This is a genomic window from Alsobacter sp. SYSU BS001988, from assembly GCF_054796215.1.
Genome location: NZ_JBTAMK010000018.1, coordinates 1 through 16,487, shown reverse-complemented (window position 1 = coordinate 16,487; position 16,487 = coordinate 1). Strand labels below are relative to the sequence as shown.

13 protein-coding genes and 2 tRNA genes are annotated in these 16,487 nt (G+C 67.1%); 11 read left to right on the top strand and 4 right to left on the bottom strand.

Annotated features, from left to right (window positions below):
- The first annotated feature begins 84 nt into the window (after positions 1 to 84).
- Positions 85 to 1,182: a COX15/CtaA family protein gene (locus tag ACYVO7_RS22505; protein ID WP_460452012.1), complete on the top strand. Its 1,098-nt coding sequence runs from the start codon at positions 85 to 87 to the stop codon at positions 1,180 to 1,182.
- A 21-nt stretch (positions 1,183 to 1,203) separates the two neighbouring features.
- Here the strand turns inward: ACYVO7_RS22505 and ACYVO7_RS22500 are convergent, their stop codons facing one another.
- The 3 genes from ACYVO7_RS22500 to ACYVO7_RS22490 form a co-directional block, all read right to left on the bottom strand.
- The gene (locus tag ACYVO7_RS22500) at positions 1,204 to 2,490 is read right to left on the bottom strand and encodes an O-acetylhomoserine aminocarboxypropyltransferase (RefSeq protein ID WP_460452011.1); all 1,287 of its coding nucleotides are present in this window, start codon (positions 2,488 to 2,490) and stop codon (positions 1,204 to 1,206) included.
- Positions 2,491 to 2,604: 114 nt separating this feature from the next.
- The gene (locus ACYVO7_RS22495) at positions 2,605 to 3,156 is read right to left on the bottom strand and encodes a CoA-binding protein (RefSeq protein ID WP_460452010.1); all 552 of its coding nucleotides are present in this window, start codon (positions 3,154 to 3,156) and stop codon (positions 2,605 to 2,607) included.
- Positions 3,157 to 3,197: 41 nt separating this feature from the next.
- Positions 3,198 to 4,019 carry an enoyl-CoA hydratase gene (locus ACYVO7_RS22490; protein ID WP_460452009.1) on the bottom strand — a complete coding sequence of 274 codons (822 nt, stop codon included), beginning with the start codon at positions 4,017 to 4,019 and terminating at the stop codon, positions 3,198 to 3,200.
- Positions 4,020 to 4,109: 90 nt separating this feature from the next.
- Here ACYVO7_RS22490 and ACYVO7_RS22485 point away from each other — a divergent pair, with 90 nt between their 5' ends.
- The 3 genes from ACYVO7_RS22485 to rpsI all read left to right on the top strand — a co-directional run bounded on the left by ACYVO7_RS22485 (position 4,110) and on the right by rpsI (position 5,698).
- Positions 4,110 to 4,550, top strand: coding sequence for a PaaI family thioesterase (locus ACYVO7_RS22485; protein ID WP_460452008.1), 441 nt, complete (start codon positions 4,110 to 4,112; stop codon positions 4,548 to 4,550).
- 201 nt (positions 4,551 to 4,751) lie between these two features.
- On the top strand, positions 4,752 to 5,216 hold the full coding sequence (gene rplM / locus ACYVO7_RS22480; RefSeq protein WP_460452007.1) for a 50S ribosomal protein L13: 465 nt from the start codon (positions 4,752 to 4,754) through the stop codon (positions 5,214 to 5,216).
- A gap of 2 nt (positions 5,217 to 5,218) precedes the next feature.
- On the top strand, positions 5,219 to 5,698 hold the full coding sequence (gene rpsI / locus ACYVO7_RS22475; protein ID WP_406858320.1) for a 30S ribosomal protein S9: 480 nt from the start codon (positions 5,219 to 5,221) through the stop codon (positions 5,696 to 5,698).
- 73 nt (positions 5,699 to 5,771) lie between these two features.
- Here rpsI and ACYVO7_RS22470 read toward each other — a convergent pair whose 3' ends face one another.
- A complete protein-coding gene (locus ACYVO7_RS22470; RefSeq protein ID WP_460452006.1) occupies positions 5,772 to 7,202 on the bottom strand; it encodes a multicopper oxidase family protein in 1,431 nt (476 codons plus the stop codon).
- 241 nt (positions 7,203 to 7,443) lie between these two features.
- Between ACYVO7_RS22470 and ACYVO7_RS22465 the strand changes: the two genes are divergently transcribed.
- The 7 genes from ACYVO7_RS22465 (at position 7,444) to ACYVO7_RS22435 (ending at position 14,984) form a co-directional block, all read left to right on the top strand.
- Positions 7,444 to 7,528, top strand: a tRNA-Leu gene (locus ACYVO7_RS22465).
- Between the two features lie 125 nt (positions 7,529 to 7,653).
- Positions 7,654 to 9,111, top strand: coding sequence for a trigger factor (tig, locus tag ACYVO7_RS22460; RefSeq protein WP_460452005.1), 1,458 nt, complete (start codon positions 7,654 to 7,656; stop codon positions 9,109 to 9,111).
- A 200-nt stretch (positions 9,112 to 9,311) separates the two neighbouring features.
- Positions 9,312 to 9,935, top strand: coding sequence for an ATP-dependent Clp protease proteolytic subunit (locus ACYVO7_RS22455; RefSeq protein ID WP_460452004.1), 624 nt, complete (start codon positions 9,312 to 9,314; stop codon positions 9,933 to 9,935).
- A 389-nt stretch (positions 9,936 to 10,324) separates the two neighbouring features.
- Complete coding sequence (gene clpX, locus ACYVO7_RS22450) at positions 10,325 to 11,593, top strand: ATP-dependent Clp protease ATP-binding subunit ClpX (protein ID WP_406858316.1); 1,269 nt, start codon at positions 10,325 to 10,327, stop codon at positions 11,591 to 11,593.
- Between the two features lie 270 nt (positions 11,594 to 11,863).
- A complete protein-coding gene (gene lon / locus ACYVO7_RS22445) occupies positions 11,864 to 14,290 on the top strand; it encodes an endopeptidase La (protein WP_460452003.1) in 2,427 nt (808 codons plus the stop codon).
- 193 nt (positions 14,291 to 14,483) lie between these two features.
- Positions 14,484 to 14,759: an HU family DNA-binding protein gene (locus ACYVO7_RS22440; protein WP_406858314.1), complete on the top strand. Its 276-nt coding sequence runs from the start codon at positions 14,484 to 14,486 to the stop codon at positions 14,757 to 14,759.
- Positions 14,760 to 14,908: 149 nt separating this feature from the next.
- Positions 14,909 to 14,984 (top strand) — tRNA-Val (locus tag ACYVO7_RS22435).
- Positions 14,985 to 16,487 lie beyond the last annotated feature (1,503 nt).

Sequence of the window (16,487 nt, the reverse complement as noted above, 5' to 3'; positions counted from 1 at the left end):
ATGTGTCCCGCTGCCCTGACGATCAACCCCGACGCACGGCGCATTTCGCCGCGGCGCGGCGAACCGGATTGACGGACCACACCCATGTCTCTTTCCGCCGCCGAGCAGGATGTCGAGCGCGCGAGCCGCCTGGCGCGTTCCGAGACGGTCGGCCGCGGCCTGGCGGCGGTGCGGGGCTGGCTCTATCTCATCGCCGCGCTGGTGTTCGTCATGGTGCTGGTGGGAGGCGCGACGCGCCTCACCGGCTCGGGCCTGTCGATCACGGAATGGAAGCCGGTGTCCGGCGCCATCCCGCCGCTGACGGAGCAGGCCTGGACGGCGGAATTCGACAAGTACCGCCAGATCTCCCAGTACGAGCTCGTCAACAAGGGCATGACCCTGTCCGAGTTCAAGGAGATCTTCTGGTGGGAGTGGTCGCACCGGCAGCTCGGCCGGGCGATCGGGCTGGTGTTCGGCCTCGGCTTCATCGGGTTCCTGGCGACGGGCGTGCTGCGCGGGCGCCTCGCCCTGACGGTCCTGGCGCTCGGGCTCCTGGGCGGTCTGCAGGGAGCGATCGGCTGGATCATGGTGGCGTCCGGCCTGAAGCCCGGGATGACCGCGGTCGCGCCGGTCAAGCTGATGCTGCACCTCACCACGGCGAGCGTCATCCTGGCGGGACTGCTGGCCGTGGCGGCGGGCCTCGGCCGCTCCACGCCCGAACCTACCACGCCCCGGGTGCGCGGCCTTGCGACCGCGACGCTCGCGGCGGTGCTGTTCCAGATCGCGCTCGGCGCGCTGGTGGCGGGCTCCAAGGCGGGGCTGACCTACAACACGTGGCCGCTGATGGACGGGCGGTTCGTGCCCCATCTGTCCGGCCTGTTCATCATCTCGCCCTGGGTCGAGAACCTCGTCGACAACCCGCTGACGGTGCAGTTCAACCACCGCATGATGGCCTATGCGCTGGTCGCGATCGCGGTGGCGCAGGCCTGGACGGCGCGCCGGAGCCTGCCGGGATCCTCGGCCGCGCGCCGCACCGGCGCGATCGCGTCGCTCGCTGTGGCGCAGGCGGCCCTCGGCGTGGCGACCCTGCTGGCGATCACGCCGCTGTCGCTCGGCCTCGCCCACCAGGCCTTCGCCATGCTGGTGCTCAGCATGGCGGCGGTGCATTGGCGGCTGACGCGCAGCGCGCGCCTGCCGGCCTGACCGCGAGGGCCGCCGCGAGCCTCAGCTCGCCGCGAGCGCCTCGTCGAGGTCGGCGATGATGTCCTCGACGTCCTCGATGCCGATCGAGAGCCGCACCACCTCGGGGCCCGCGCCCGCCTGGGTCTGCTGGTCGGCCGTCAGCTGGCGATGGGTGGTGGAGGCCGGGTGGATCACCAGCGAGCGCGTGTCGCCGATATTGGCCAGATGCGAGAACAGCTTGAGGTTCGACACCAGGGCCACGCCGGCGTCATAGCCGCCCTTGAGGCCGAAGGTGAACACCGCGCCGGCCCCCTTGGGCGAATAGCGCTTCGCGAGCGCGCCATACTTGTCGCCCTCCAGGCCCGGATAGCTGACCCACGCCACCTTGGGGTGGCGCTGCAGGTGTTGGGCGACCTTGAGCGTGTTGTCGCAATGGCGCTGCATGCGCAGCGGCAAGGTCTCGATGCCGGTCAGGATCATGAAGGCGTTGAAGGGCGACAGGGCCGGGCCGAGGTCGCGCAGGCCGAGCACCCGGCAGGCGATGGCGAAGCCGAAATTGCCGAAGGTCTCGCCCAGCACCATGCCGCCATATTCGGGGCGCGGCTGCGACAGCATCGGATAGCGGCCCGACTTCATCCAGTCGAACTTGCCGCCGTCGACGATCAGGCCGCCGATGGAGTTGCCGTGGCCGCCCAGGAACTTGGTGGCCGAATGCACGATGATGTCCGCGCCGTGCTCGAAGGGGCGGATCAGGTAGGGCGTCGCCATCGTGTTGTCGACGATCAGCGGCACGCCCGCCTTGTGGGCGATGTCGGCGATGGCCTGGATGTCGACGATGACGCCGCCCGGATTGGCGATGGATTCGATGAAGATCGCCTTGGTCTTGTCCGTGACGGCGGCCTCGAAGCTCGAGAGGTCGTCCGGATCGGCCCATTTCACCCGCCAGTCGAAGTTCTTGTAGGAGTGATTGAACTGGTTGATGGAGCCGCCATAGAGCTTTTTCGACGCGATGAATTCGTCGCCCGGCTGCATCAGGGTGTGCATCACCAGGAATTCGGCCGCGTGGCCGGACGCGACCGCGAGCGCGGCCGTGCCGCCCTCGAGCGCCGCGACGCGCTCCTCCAGCACCGCGCAGGTGGGATTGCCGATGCGCGAATAGATGTTGCCGAAGGCCTGCAGGCCGAACAGCGACGCCGCATGGTCGACGTCGTCGAACACGAAGGACGTGGTCTGGTAGATGGGCGTGGCGCGCGCGCCCGTCGCCGGATCCGGCGCCGCGCCGGCGTGGATCGCAAGAGTGGCGAAGCCGGGAGCCTTGGGCTCGGTCATGGACGTGTCCTCATGCAGGAGCGCGGGCGAGCCCGCGACGTTCGTGGAACGGGAAATGCTGTTCTTTTTATCGAACGGCGGGCGGTGCGTCAACGCACGGACGGTTGCAGAACCTCAGCGCCGCGCCCCGAACGGGTTCACGCCGGGCGGCCCCAGCGTGCGCTTCTGGAACCCCTTTTCGGCCATCACGGCGCGCTTCGAGGACAGGATGCGCGAGTTGATGCCGTTCCAGCCGATCTCGCCGGAGAGCCGGCCGAACTCGATCTTGGGGCAGCGGTTCATGATCACGGTGACGCCCTTGGCCTCGGCGCGGGCGGCGGCCTCGTCGTTGCGCACCGAGAGCTGCATCCAGATCACCTTGGGAAGGGGATCCAGCGCCAGCGCCTCGTCGGTGATCGGCCCCGCGGCTTCCGAGTTGCGGAAGATCTCAACCATGTCGACCGGGCCTGGGATGTCGGCCAGGGAGCCGTAGACCTGCTGGCCGAGGACCGTCTGGCCCGCCAGGCCGGGATTGACCGGGATGAGCCGGTAGCCGCGCTCGATCAGGTACTTCGTCACGATCCAGCTCGGCCGCGCGGGATTGGCCGAGAAACCGACCAGCGCGATGGACTTGACGGTGTGGAGGACGCCCCGGATGAGGTCGTCGGGATAGCTGTCGTGGTTCATGACGGTGTCCTACACGCGATCCGCCCCGGAGCGGAAGGGACTCACTCCCACCGCGGCTCGCGCTTGGCCAGAAAGGCGCCGATTCCCTCTTCCGCATCGCGGGCGAGCATGTTCTCCACCATCACGCGGGACGCATGCGAATAGGCGTCCGCGAGGCCCATCTCCAGCTGCTCGTAGAAGGCGCGCTTGCCGATGGCGAGAACCGGGCCGGACTTCGATGCGATCGTCCGGGCGAAGTCCCGCGCGCCCTCCAGCGCCCGGCCCTTCGGGACGACGCGGTTGACGAGGCCCATGCGCAGGGCGTCCTCGGCCGGAACGGCCTCGCCGGTCAGCAGCAGCTCCATCGCGTGCTTGCGGGACAGGTTCCGGGACAGGGCCACCATCGGGGTGGAGCAGAACAGCCCGATATGGACGCCGGGGGTGCAGAAGCGGGCCTCCTCGCCGGCGACCGCGAGGTCGCAGGATGCCACGAGCTGGCACCCGGCGGCGGTCGCGAGCGTCTCGACGGCCGCGATGACCGGCTGGGGCAGGCGGACGATCCTTTGCATCAGGGCCGAGCAGCGGCCGAGCACGTCTTCATAATAGGCGCGGCCGCGATCGGCGTCGGCCCGGCGCGCGGTCATCTCCTTCAGGTCGTGACCGGAGGAGAAGCATGGCCCCGCCGACGCGGCGACGATCACCGCCTTGACGGAAGGCTGCCGGGCGATGGCGTCGAGCTCGACCGTCAGGGCGTCGATCAGGCCTTCGGACAGGGCGTTGCGCGCATGGGGGCGGTTGAGCGTCAGCACCGCCGTTCCGCCGTCGTCGGCCCTGAGCAGGACAGGCTCTCGTTCCGTGGAGGACAGCGTCGCGCTCATCTGCATGGGTTCCGTTTGCGTCGTTGCGCTGCGTTATCGGCATGATATGCGAAACGCCGCCGAGGGGAACGGCGGCGGCGAGAAGGGCAGGGGCGCATGAATGACACGGCTGCGACGGCGGTGATGACGGTTCGCGAGCTCGAGACGTTTCTGGAGCGCGAGTTCCCGGAGATGTACTCCCACGGACGCATCTGGCATGTGCTCGCCATCCCGCATCACGGGGCCCGGCTGCGCATGGACTATCACCCGAGCCAGCTTCGGCCCGGCGGGACGATCTCGGGGCCCGCGATGATGACGCTGGCCGATTTCGCCCTTTATGCGGCGGTCCTGGGCGCCATCGGCCCGGTCGGCCTCGCGGTGACGACCAATCTCTCCATCAACTTCCTGCGCAAGCCGGAGCCCCGGGCGCTGCTGGCCGAGTGCCGGCTGCTCAAACTCGGCAAGCGGCTGGCGGTGGGCGAGGTCACGATCACGTCGGAGGGGTCGGAGGAGCCGGTCGCGCATGTGACGGGCACCTATTCCATTCCGCCGCGTTGATATTTTCGCGGTGCTATTTTACCGCATATCCTAGGTCTTTGTTTCGGCTTCGTTTTTTTGGAAAGTCCGCTGGAATCCTGCATTGACGCGCGAGGGCGCCTGCTGTAGACGACGGCCATCGCACGGGCGGCCTTGGGGTCGCCCGCGTTTCATTCCCGCGCAGGCGACGTCGTCGGCGCGCCCATGATCGGAACTAGTCCCATGAAGACCTATTCGGCCAAGCCCGCCGAGGTCGACAAGAAGTGGGTGCTGATCGACGCGAAAGGCCTCGTGGTGGGTCGTCTCGCGTCTCTCGTGGCCATGCGGCTGCGCGGCAAGCACAAGGCGAGCTATACGCCCCACGTCGACTGCGGCGACAACATCATCGTCATCAACGCCGACAAGGTGGTCCTGACCGGCCGCAAGCGCGAGCAGAAGGTCTATTACCACCACACCGGCTATCCGGGCGGCATCAAGGAGCGGACTGCGAAGTTCATCCTGGAAGGCCGTTTCCCCGAGCGCGTCGTCGAGAAGGCCGTGGAGCGCATGCTTCCGCGCGGGCCGCTCGGCCGCAAGCAGCTCGGCAACCTGCGCGTCTACAAGGGCGCCGAGCACCCGCATGTCGCCCAGGAGCCCACGGCTCTCGACGTCGCGGCCCTGAACCGCAAGAATTCGAGGAGCGCCTGATCATGGCCGAAACCCTCCAGTCCCTCCAGGACCTCAAGGGCGCGGTCGAGACCGCCGCTCCCGAGGCTCCCAAGCACGTCCAGAAGATCGACTCGCTCGGCCGCGCCTACGCGACCGGCAAGCGCAAGGACGCGGTCGCCCGCGTCTGGATCAAGCCCGGCGCCGGCAAGGTGACGGTCAATGACCGCGACATCGGCGTGTATTTCGCCCGTCCGGTCCTGCGCATGATCCTGCAGCAGCCGCTGCTCGTCGCCAACCGCGTCGACCAGTACGACATCAACGTCACGGTCGCCGGCGGCGGCCTCTCCGGCCAGGCCGGCGCGGTCCGTCACGGCCTCGCCAAGGCGCTCACCTATTACGAGCCGGAGCTTCGCTCGATCCTCAAGAAGGTCGGCTTCCTGACCCGCGACTCCCGCGTCGTCGAGCGCAAGAAGTACGGCCGCAAGAAGGCTCGCCGGAGCTTCCAGTTCTCCAAGCGCTAAGGCGCCGGACATACGCGCTGCGGCGCGCGGGGAAGGGCGGCTTCGGCCGCCCTTTCGCGTTTTCAGGGCTTGGTCAGCTCACGTCGATCCAGGCCGACAGGCCCGTGTCGAGCCGCTCCAGCACGGTCGAGCCGATCAGCCACTTGCCCTTGTTGTCGGCCACGAAGGCGATCCGGGCGGTCTGGCCTTCCGGGACGATGACGGTGTCCAGCCAGTAGGGCTCCCACCCGTCGTCCAGGGGATGGAGCAGGCGGAAGCTGTGCCCATGCACATGCATCACCTGCGGGTAGGGCGTCCGGTTCACCAGGGCCAGGACCACGGTCGCGCCCCGCTTCACCGATAAAAGCGGCTTTCCGGGCGACTTGTCGCCGGCCGCCAGCCCGCCCTGGCCGTTGATGGTCCAGATCCGGTTCGGATCGCCCGCATAGGCCGCGGCCTTGCCGTCGGGTCCGGGCTTCGCGCCCCCTTCGATCACCACGTCGGCGCGCTGCGCCTTCTGCAGCGGGATGGCGGGGGGCAGGAGCGGGTTGTCGCCCAGGGGCGCCATCGGCGGCGGCGGGGGGCGGCGGGCGCTCATGGGCTCGCCCTCCACCTTGACCTCGACGAGCGGCAGGCCCTGTCCGATCACGGCCATTACCGAACCGCCCGACCCGGCGTCGCCGGCCTCGAACATCACGTCGTAGCGGGATCCCGGCGCGAAGGGCAGGGTGGAGCGCAGCGGCTCGAAGCTGTCGGTGGGCTGGCCGTCCGTGGCGATGACGAAGGCCTTCACCCCCTCGAAGCGGATTCGCATCAGCCGCGCGTTGCACAGGTTGGCGAGCCGCAGGCGGACGCGCGCGCCGGGCGCGACGGAAATCCGCTCCGGCGCCCTGGCTCCGTTCACCGTCAGGAGGTTTCCGAGCCGGCCGACGCTGGCGCGGTCCTCGGCCGCGCCGAACGGCTCCAGCTGATGCTGGTCGGAGAGGCGCCAGTCATCGACGGCGATCACCCGGTCGAGATCGACCGCAGGGGCTGCCGGGTCCTCCACGACCACCACCCCGGCGAGGCCCCGCTCGGTGAGTTCGGCCGTGAAGCCGGGCGCCAGGGGCCTGTAGATGAAAGTCCCGGCGTCGTGCGGCGTGAACCGGATCTCGGCGCTCGACCCCGGGGCGACCGGCTCCTGCGTGAGGCCCGCGACCCCGTCCATGTCGTTGACGATGCGCATGCCGTGCCAGTGCAGGGTCAGCGGCCGGGTCGTGCTGTTGACCAGCTTCGCCCGGAACGCCTCGCCCTTGCGCAGACGCAGTTCCGGCCCCGGCGCCTTGCCGCCGAAGCCGAAGATGTCTGTGGGCTGGCCGGCCTGGAAGTCGACCACGCCCGGCTTGGCCTCCAGCAGCACGGTCGGCATCCCGTCGGCGGCGGCCGAGGTCTGCGCCGCGCCGCTCGTCTGGGCTCGCGCCGTCCCGGGCCAGAGCGGTCCCGCGGCGGCGAGGGCCGCGCCCGCCAGCAGCGTGCGACGGGACAAGGCGGGGTTCGGGGCTGGTCTCGGAGGCTTTTCAGACATGGGGGGCGTTTGAGTCCGTCTCGGTCGCGACGCGTCACGCAGTTGTGCCACGGCTGGGCCGGGAGCGCGAGATGATCGCAGGGCGGCGCTCGCGTCGCGAGGCCGGCCGGCGCGGCTTTTTTCGCTGGCATGCTGCGCCGCGCATGCTATAGAGCCGCACCCGTGGGGCATGCGCTCCGCGGTGGGGCGCGGTCGCCCACATGCGGGCGTGGCGGAACTGGTAGACGCGCTGGATTTAGGTTCCAGTGACGCAAGTCGTGTGGGTTCGAGTCCCTCCGCCCGCACCAGGCCGCCGCCGAACGCGCTTCTTAGCGCGGTGAGGCGCCCGAATGGGTCGACCCGGGTCATTGATCCGGGCACGTCCCGAGCCCCGCGTTCCTTGCTCCATTCACGCTCGAAGGCACGTCACGCTATGCAGGTCACGGAAACACTGTCGGAGGGGTTGAAGCGCGAGTTCACCGTCGTTCTTCCGGCGAAGGATCTCGAGGAACGCCTCACCAACGAGCTCGTCGGGCTCAAGGACAAGGTGCGCATCAACGGCTTCCGCCCCGGCAAGGTGCCGGTGGGCCACCTGCGCCGGGTCTATGGCCGGTCGGTGATGGCCGACGTGCTGCAGAACCTCGTCAACGAGACGAACCGCAAGATCGTCGAGGACCAGGGCCTGAAGCTCGCCCTCGAGCCCCAGATCGTGTTCCCCGAGAACCAGGCCGAGGTCGAGGCCGCCATGGAGGCCAAGGGCGACCTGTCCTACAAGGTCGCTCTCGAGGTGCTGCCGAAATTCGAGATCGCCGACTTCTCCGGCCTTCAGGTCACCCGTGAGACCTTCGACGTTCCGGACGCCGAGCTCGCCGAGGCTCTCGACCGCCTCGCCCAGCAGAACCGCCAGTATTCCTCCAAGGGCGAGGGCGCGAAGGCCGAGACCGGCGACCGCGTCATCGTCGACTTCGTCGGATCGATCGACGGGGAGGAGTTCGAGGGCGGCAAGGGGACCGACATCCCCGTCGACATCGGCTCCAACGGCTTCATTCCCGGCTTCGAGGAGCAGCTCGTCGGCGCGGCCGCCGGAGAGCAGCGGACCGTGGTGGCGACCTTCCCGGCCGAATACGGCGCGGCGCACCTGGCCGGCAAGCAGGCCTCCTTCGCGGTCACCGTCAAGGACGTGCAGGCCCCGGCCGAGGTGACGCTGGACGACGAGTTCGCCAAGCAGTTCGGCATGGACAGCCTGGACGCGCTGAAGACCGCCCTCAAGGAGGCGATCTCGCGCGACTACACGGCCGTGTCGCGCCGCAAGCTGAAGCGCCAGCTGCTCGACGCGCTCGACGGGCAGTACACCTTCGACCTGCCGCCCAGCCTGACCGCCCAGGAATTCGAGAACATCTGGCGCCAGGTCGAGGCCGACATGCAGCAGGCCGGCAAGACCTTCGCGGACGAGGAGACGACCGAGGAGGAGGCCCGCGCCGAGTACCAGAAGATCGCCGAGCGGCGCGTGCGCCTCGGCCTCGTGCTGGCCGAGATCGGCGAGGCCGCCAAGGTCCAGGTGACCGACGACGAGGTTTCGGCCGCGCTGGTCGAGCGCGCCCGGCAGTTCCCCGGCCAGGAGAAGATGGTCTGGGAGTTCTATCGCAAGAACCCGCAGGCTCTGGCCGAGATCCGCGCGCCGATCTTCGAGGAGAAGGTGATCGATCACATCCTGGAGACCGCGACCGTCACGGACAAGAAGGTCTCCAAGGAAGAGCTGATGACGGAAGACGAGGACGGCGACAAGGCCGCCGCCCCGACGACCGCCAAGCCCAAGGCGAAGGCCCGGGCCAAGAAGAAGGCGGAGCCGGCGGCCGAGACGGCCGAGGCGCCGACCGACTCGGCCGAGTGAACGCTCGACCCATCGTCTCGCAGGCGGCCTCAGGGCCGCCTGTTTTCGTTGGCCCGCGAGGAGCGGCGGGCGCGTCGAAGGGTCTGTTCAGGACGCTGGGCCGTACCCCTTTGCGCGGCTGGCCCGGATCACTATGTTGAGCGTCGTGGCGGTTCGCCGCGACCCTGCCTGTTTCACTCCATCCTAGAATGAGCACGACAATGCGCGATCCGATCGAAGTCTATAACAACATGCTCGTGCCCATGGTCGTGGAGCAGTCGAACCGCGGTGAGCGCGCTTTCGACATCTACTCGCGCCTCCTGCGCGAACGCGTGATCTTCCTGACCGGCCCGGTCGAGGACAACATGGCCTCCCTGGTGGTGGCGCAGCTGCTGTTCCTCGAGTCCGAGAACCCGAAGAAGGAGATCTCGATCTACATCAACTCTCCGGGCGGCATCGTCACGTCGGGCCTGGCGATCTATGACACCATGCAGTTCATCCGGCCGCCCGTGTCGACCCTGTGCATCGGCCAGGCGGCGTCCATGGGCTCGCTGCTGCTGGCGGCGGGCGAGACCGGCATGCGCTTCGCGCTGCCTAACGCGCGCATCATGGTCCACCAGCCCTCCGGCGGCTACCAGGGCCAGGTCACCGACATCCTGATCCACGCCCGTGAGGTCGAGAGCCTGAAGCGCAGGCTCAACGAGATCTACGAGAAGCACACGGGCAAGGACTACAAGGCCATCGAGGAGGCCCTCGAGCGGGACAATTTCATGACCGCCGACGGCGCCAAGACCTTCGGCATCGTCGACCAGGTCATGGAGAAGCGCCCGGTCGAGCCGTCCTGATCGGGGAGTTCTGGCGTCGGCGTGTGCGACATTGCGACCTCTCGCGAGAAATCGTCACATTCCCGACACAAGCCCCCTGGATTCGGTAAGGCGCTGAGAGCTGGCGAAAGCGCGCCATCCTCCCGTAAGATACGGGAACGTTGGGGCTTGTACGCCTGTTTCATCCCTACAGCCCATCCCCATGAGGGATACAGCCTATTGATCCCCAACCGGCGCCATGTTTGCATCGGGCAGACATGGTCCCGAATCCGTCATGGTTTCGGTGTCAGTCGGGGATCAGTCCCTGGGGACAGGGTGCGAGGAACTACCGTTTCTTCACCTGCGCCCCATAACCTGATCGAGCGAGTCGCGCGGCTGCCGTCCGGCTCTCGATCGAGTGGAGGTTCGCCATGAGCAAAGTCGGCAGCGGTGATTCCAAGAGCACGCTGTACTGCTCGTTCTGCGGCAAGAGCCAGCACGAGGTCCGCAAACTCATCGCGGGTCCGACGGTGTTCATCTGCGACGAGTGTGTCGAGCTGTGCATGGACATCATCCGCGAGGAGAACAAGTCCTCGCTGGTGAAGTCGCGCGACGGGGTTCCGACCCCCAAGGAGATCCGCAAGGTCCTGGACGATTACGTCATCGGCCAGGATCACGCCAAGAAGGTGCTCTCCGTCGCCGTGCACAACCACTACAAGCGGTTGAACCACGCCACGAAGCACAATGACGTCGAGCTGGCCAAGTCCAACATCCTGCTCTGCGGCCCCACCGGGTCGGGCAAGACGCTGCTCGCCCAGACGCTGGCCCGCATCCTCGACGTGCCGTTCACGATGGCCGACGCCACGACGCTGACCGAAGCCGGTTACGTCGGCGAGGACGTCGAGAACATCATCCTCAAGCTGCTCCAGGCATCCGACTACAATGTCGAGCGGGCGCAGCGCGGCATCGTCTATATCGACGAGATCGACAAGATCTCCCGCAAGTCCGACAACCCCTCGATCACGAGGGACGTCTCGGGCGAGGGCGTGCAGCAGGCCCTGCTGAAGATCATGGAAGGCACCGTCGCCTCCGTGCCTCCGCAGGGCGGCCGCAAGCACCCGCAGCAGGAGTTCCTGCAGGTGGACACGACCAACATCCTGTTCATCTGCGGCGGCGCCTTCGCGGGGCTGGAGCGGATCATCTCGGCGCGCGGCAAGGGCACGTCGATCGGCTTCGGCGCCAAGGTGGAAGCTCCGGACGACCGCCGCACCGGCGCGATCTTCCGCGAGGTCGAGCCCGAGGACCTGCTGAAGTTCGGCCTCATCCCCGAGTTCGTCGGCCGCCTCCCGGTGATCGCGACGCTCGAGGACCTGGACGAGCCGGCGCTCAAGAAGATCCTCACCGAGCCGAAGAACGCCCTGGTGAAGCAGTATGGCCGCCTGTTCGAGATGGAGGACGTCGAGCTCACCTTCGCGGACGAGGCCGTGTCGCTGATCGCCAAGAAGGCGATCGAGCGCAAGACCGGCGCCCGCGGGCTGCGCTCCATCATGGAGGGCATCCTGCTGGAGACCATGTACGACCTGCCGAGCCTCGAAGGCTGCGAGCAGGTGGTGATCGGTCCCGAGGTCATCGAAGGCAAGGCCCGCCCGCTCTATATCTACTCGGACAAGTCCAACGAGCAGGCCGCCTCCAGCGCCTGATCCACCCTGCGGCGTCCGGCGGGCTGACCCGCGCCGGACGCCTGCGGCCCGAGGGCCGAAAACCTTGAAGTGGGGTGGTCGCCTGACCATCTTAACGTCAACACAACAGCCGGTTCGCTCATTCAACAGGGGAGGCCAAATCTCCGGCCCTTCCCTGGAGGAACCGGGTGCGTCAGCGCCGGAACGCAGCCGACCGCGGCCCGACGCTTCTCGTTCGCCGGGTTGCCCGCCGGGAGCCCTCGCGAGCGCACCAGAAAGGATTCTCCGTTCATGACGACATCCAGACAGCGTCCGCAGATCGAGCCGGGTTCGGTCGATACCTTCCCCGTGCTGCCGCTGCGCGACATCGTCGTCTTCCCCCACATGATCGTTCCGCTCTTCGTCGGCCGCGAGAAGTCCATCAAGGCTCTCGAGGAGGTGGTGAAGAGCGAGAAGCTCATTCTGCTGGCGACGCAGAAGAACGCCGCCGACGACGATCCCGCCACCGGGGCGATCCACTCCATCGGCACGCTCGCCAGCGTGCTGCAGCTGCTGAAGCTGCCCGACGGCACCGTGAAGGTGCTCGTCGAGGGCGTCGGCCGCGCGAAGGTCCGCGACTATGTCCGGACCGAGGACTATTACGAGGCCGAGGCGGAGTCGCTCGCCGACCAGATCCCGAACAAGATCGAGGCCGAGGCGCTCGCGCGCTCCGTCGTCTCCGAGTTCGAGAGCTATGTGAAGCTCAACAAGAAGGTCTCGCCCGAGGTCGTGGCGGCCGTCGGCCAGATCGACGACTACTCCAAGCTCGCCGACACCATTGCGTCGCACCTGGCCGTGAAGATCACGGACAAGCAGGACGTGCTGGAGATCACCGAGGTCTCCAAGCGGCTCGAGAAGGTCCTCGGCTTCATGGAGAGCGAGATCTCCGTGCTGCAGGTGGAGAAGCGCATCCGCTCGCGCGTCAAGCGCCAGATGGAGAAGACCCAGCGCGAGTACTACCTCAACGAGCAGATGAAGGCGATCCAGAAGGAGCTCGGCGACGAGGACGGCAAGGACGAGCTCGCCGAACTCGAGGAGCGGATCGAGAAGACCAAGCTGACGAAGGAAGCCCGCGACAAGGCGCAGGCGGAGATGAAGAAGCTCCGCCAGATGTCGCCGATGTCGGCGGAGGCCACCGTCGTCCGCAACTATCTCGACTGGATGCTGTCGCTGCCCTGGGGCAAGCGCTCGAAGGTCAAGAAGGACCTTGCCAGCGCCGAGCAGCTGCTCGACGCCGAGCATTACGGCCTCGACAAGGTCAAGGAGCGGATCATCGAGTATCTCGCGGTGCAGAGCCGCGCGAATAAGCTGACCGGTCCGATCCTGTGCCTCGTCGGTCCTCCCGGCGTCGGCAAGACCTCGCTCGGCAAGTCCATCGCCAAGGCGACGGGCCGTGAGTTCGTGCGGATGTCGCTGGGCGGCGTGCGGGACGAGGCCGAGATCCGGGGCCATCGCCGGACCTATATCGGCTCGATGCCGGGCAAGATCATCCAGTCGCTGCGCAAGGCGAAGACCCAGAACCCGCTCTTCCTGCTCGACGAGATCGACAAGATGGGCATGGACTTCCGGGGCGATCCGTCTTCCGCGCTGCTGGAGGTGCTCGACCCTGAGCAGAACAACTCGTTCAACGACCATTACCTCGAGGTCGACTACGACCTGTCGAACGTGATGTTCGTGACGACGGCGAACACGCTCAACATCCCGCCTCCGCTGCTCGACCGCATGGAGGTGATCAGGATCGCCGGCTACACCGAAGAGGAGAAGCTGGAGATCTCCAAGCGCCACCTGATCCCCGAGGCCGTGAAGAAGCACGGCCTGACGGAGAACGAGTGGGCGATCGACGACGAAGGCCTCCTGCTGCTGATCCGCCGTTACACGCGGGAAGCGGGCGTCCGCAACCTGACCCGTGAGCTCCAGAACCTCGCCCGCAAGGCGGTGAAGGAGATCATGATGTCGAAGAAGAAGAAGGTGGTCGTCACCGCCGCGAACCTGCCTGACTATCTCGGCGTTCCGAAGTTCCGCTACGGCGAGACCGAGGACGAGGATCAGGTCGGCGTCGTGACGGGGCTCGCCTGGACGGAGGTCGGCGGCGAGTTGCTGACGATCGAAGGCGTGATGATGCCCGGCCGCGGCAAGATGACCGTGACGGGCAACCTCAAGGAGGTCATGAAGGAGTCGATCTCGGCGGCCGCGTCCTATGTGCGGTCGCGCGCGGTGGACTTCGGCCTGGAGCCTCCGCTGTTCGATCGCCGCGACATACACGTCCACGTCCCGGAGGGAGCGACCCCGAAGGACGGACCGTCGGCGGGCATCGGCATGGCCACGGCCATCGTCTCCGTGCTGACCGGCATTCCGGTTCGCAGGGACATCGCGATGACGGGCGAGGTGACGCTGCGCGGCCGGGTGCTGCCGATCGGCGGCCTCAAGGAGAAGCTCCTCGCGGCGCTGCGCGGCGGCGTCAAGAAGGTGCTGATCCCCGAGGAGAACGCGAAGGACCTGGTGGACATCCCCGCCAGCGTCAAGAACGGCCTGGAGATCGTGCCGGTGGCGCGCATGGACGAGGTGATCCGCCACGCCCTCGTGCGTCAGCCTCAGGCGATCAAATGGGAAGAGGATCTCTCGGCGCCCCGCCCCAAGGCGGCCGGCGAGGAAGAGACTCTCGGTATGGTCGCGCACTGACGACTGACGCTTTGCAACGCGTCAATTGAAAATAGAAGGCCCCCGGCGACAGTCGGGGGCCTTTTTATGGGCGAAACCCTAGAGTTTTCCTGGGATTCAGCCCGGCACGCCTTGCGCCGGACCCGTCAAACTGAAAAAACCGCTCAGGCGTCGTTCGATTCGACGCACCGACTGAATTCAGAGGAGACTACCGATGAACAAGGGCGATCTCGTCGCCGCCGTCGCGGAGCAGGCGGACCTCAACAAGAACCAGGCCGCTGCGGCGGTGGACGCCGTGCTCGACGCGATCACATCCTCGCTGAAGAGCGGCGATGAGGTTCGCCTGGTCGGCTTCGGCACCTTCCTGGTGACGGATCGCCCCGCCGGCGAGGCGCGCAACCCGCGCACCGGCGAGACCATCAAGACCAAGGCCTCCAAGGCCCCGAAGTTCAAGGCGGGCGCCGGCCTCAAGTCGGCCCTCAACGCCTGAGCCCAGCGCTCCCGCAGCGACGGAGTTGGAACGGGTCGGCCCAGCGCCGGCCCGTTTCGCCATGATCACCCCCACGCGGGAGGCGGCGCGATCTTGCGCCTGGGGGTCGAAATCGCCATAAGAGGCGCACCATGCCGCGCCTGCGGCGAGGGCGGTTAGCTCAGTTGGTAGAGCATCTCGTTTACACCGAGAGGGTCGGCGGTTCGAGCCCGTCACCGCCCACCAACATTTGCCTGAATCAGCTGGATATTCTCGATCATCGCGATTCGTCGCAGGTTGGGGTGGTTAAGTGGGGGTCCCTGTGGGGGTCCATTTGTTGGGCCAGGTATCTCGCCTGGAGCGTTGGTTTCGCCGTCTGGCAGCTGAATCCCGCTCCGTCCCTCGACACTCAACAAAGAAGGATCTGGATGCCTGGACGGTGCAGAGGACCATCCGCTGCGGTTAGGCTGAGTGGCGGTCATGAGACGCTCGCAACGATGGAGGCGAAGTTGCGTTCTATTCCCGCACAGGTCGGCCTTCAAAGCCCCATGAGCCTCACGGCAACCGTCCTGCGGATCGCAACCGTCATGACCCTACGGAGCGCGACGCTCGCCGGGGCGAGCGAGCTGACCCGGTAGGTCATTCCCCGGAAATCCGCGTAATTGCCGCCTTGCGCCCCGGAACAGGTCCGCCTCTCTACCCGCAGGAAAGTTGCTGCGCGCCATGCTGCTGCGGGCGTTCTAAGCGATCCGCTCCGAGCGGCAGCTCACAAACCGGCTGGAGTAGCCTCTGCTGTTCCGCAGGTTCGTTGGGCTTCGACAAACCGGCCGGGATCCGTTCGACCGCCATAATCGGGGGCCAGTTTCTGGAGTGCGCTGTCGCCGATCGATTTTCGAACGCCCTTTGGGCAGAGCCACGGGTGACGCAGCTCTTCAACGCCCCGAAACTGGCTATTACGTCACGGAATTCTAGGCGGAACGTGAGACAGGTGTGTCGCCCCATAATGGCCCTCTATACCCAGCGACACACCTGTCCCATTGGGAGCTGGATGGCATTGGGAGCGCAGTAGCAGCGCTCGACATCGCGCATTGCCCCAGCTCCGGAGCTGGCGTCGCTTCGCGACAGGGGCATTCGACAAAAGCACGGACGAAAAATCTGGTTGCCACAAGCCCCGCAGGCGCGAAGCGCTGAGGACGTGGGGAACTTGGGTTTGAGCGGCGACGCCTACGTCTGCCGCCGCCAAGGTCTGCCGTCGCCGCGAGGCCGAAGTTATCGGACCGCGTCTATGCCCCTCATCACGGCATGGCGGGCCGCCGCGCCCAGCCCCAAACTAGGACCGCCAGCGGCTGAGACGGTCTCCGCGTGTAGAAGTAGCCGACCCACAGCGTCGGCCAGCCCAGCCCCTCGGTTGTCGCTGGAAACGGCGTTCCGTTGACCAGGTCCGCACGCAAGGTGCTACTCGCATTCAGAACCAGAGTGCGGCCTGACCGTGGGCGTCCATATGCTCTGGTCCACGCAGGCCGATGCGCCGGTGGCGGCGTCAGTCCACGGCCACTCGTCTCCCGAACGTGGTCCCTCGTGGGCGGCTTTGCCCAAGCCGCGCCAATTGCGTTCTCAAGCTTTGTGAGACGAAGGCGAATACGTCGGCGAAGGTCGTGTCCCACGGAGTGGTGTAGCTGGCCTGGCTGGCACAGCGTCCTCGGGCAGAGCCGAGTCTGTCAGGCTGCCGCCACGGGCAGGATGACGGTG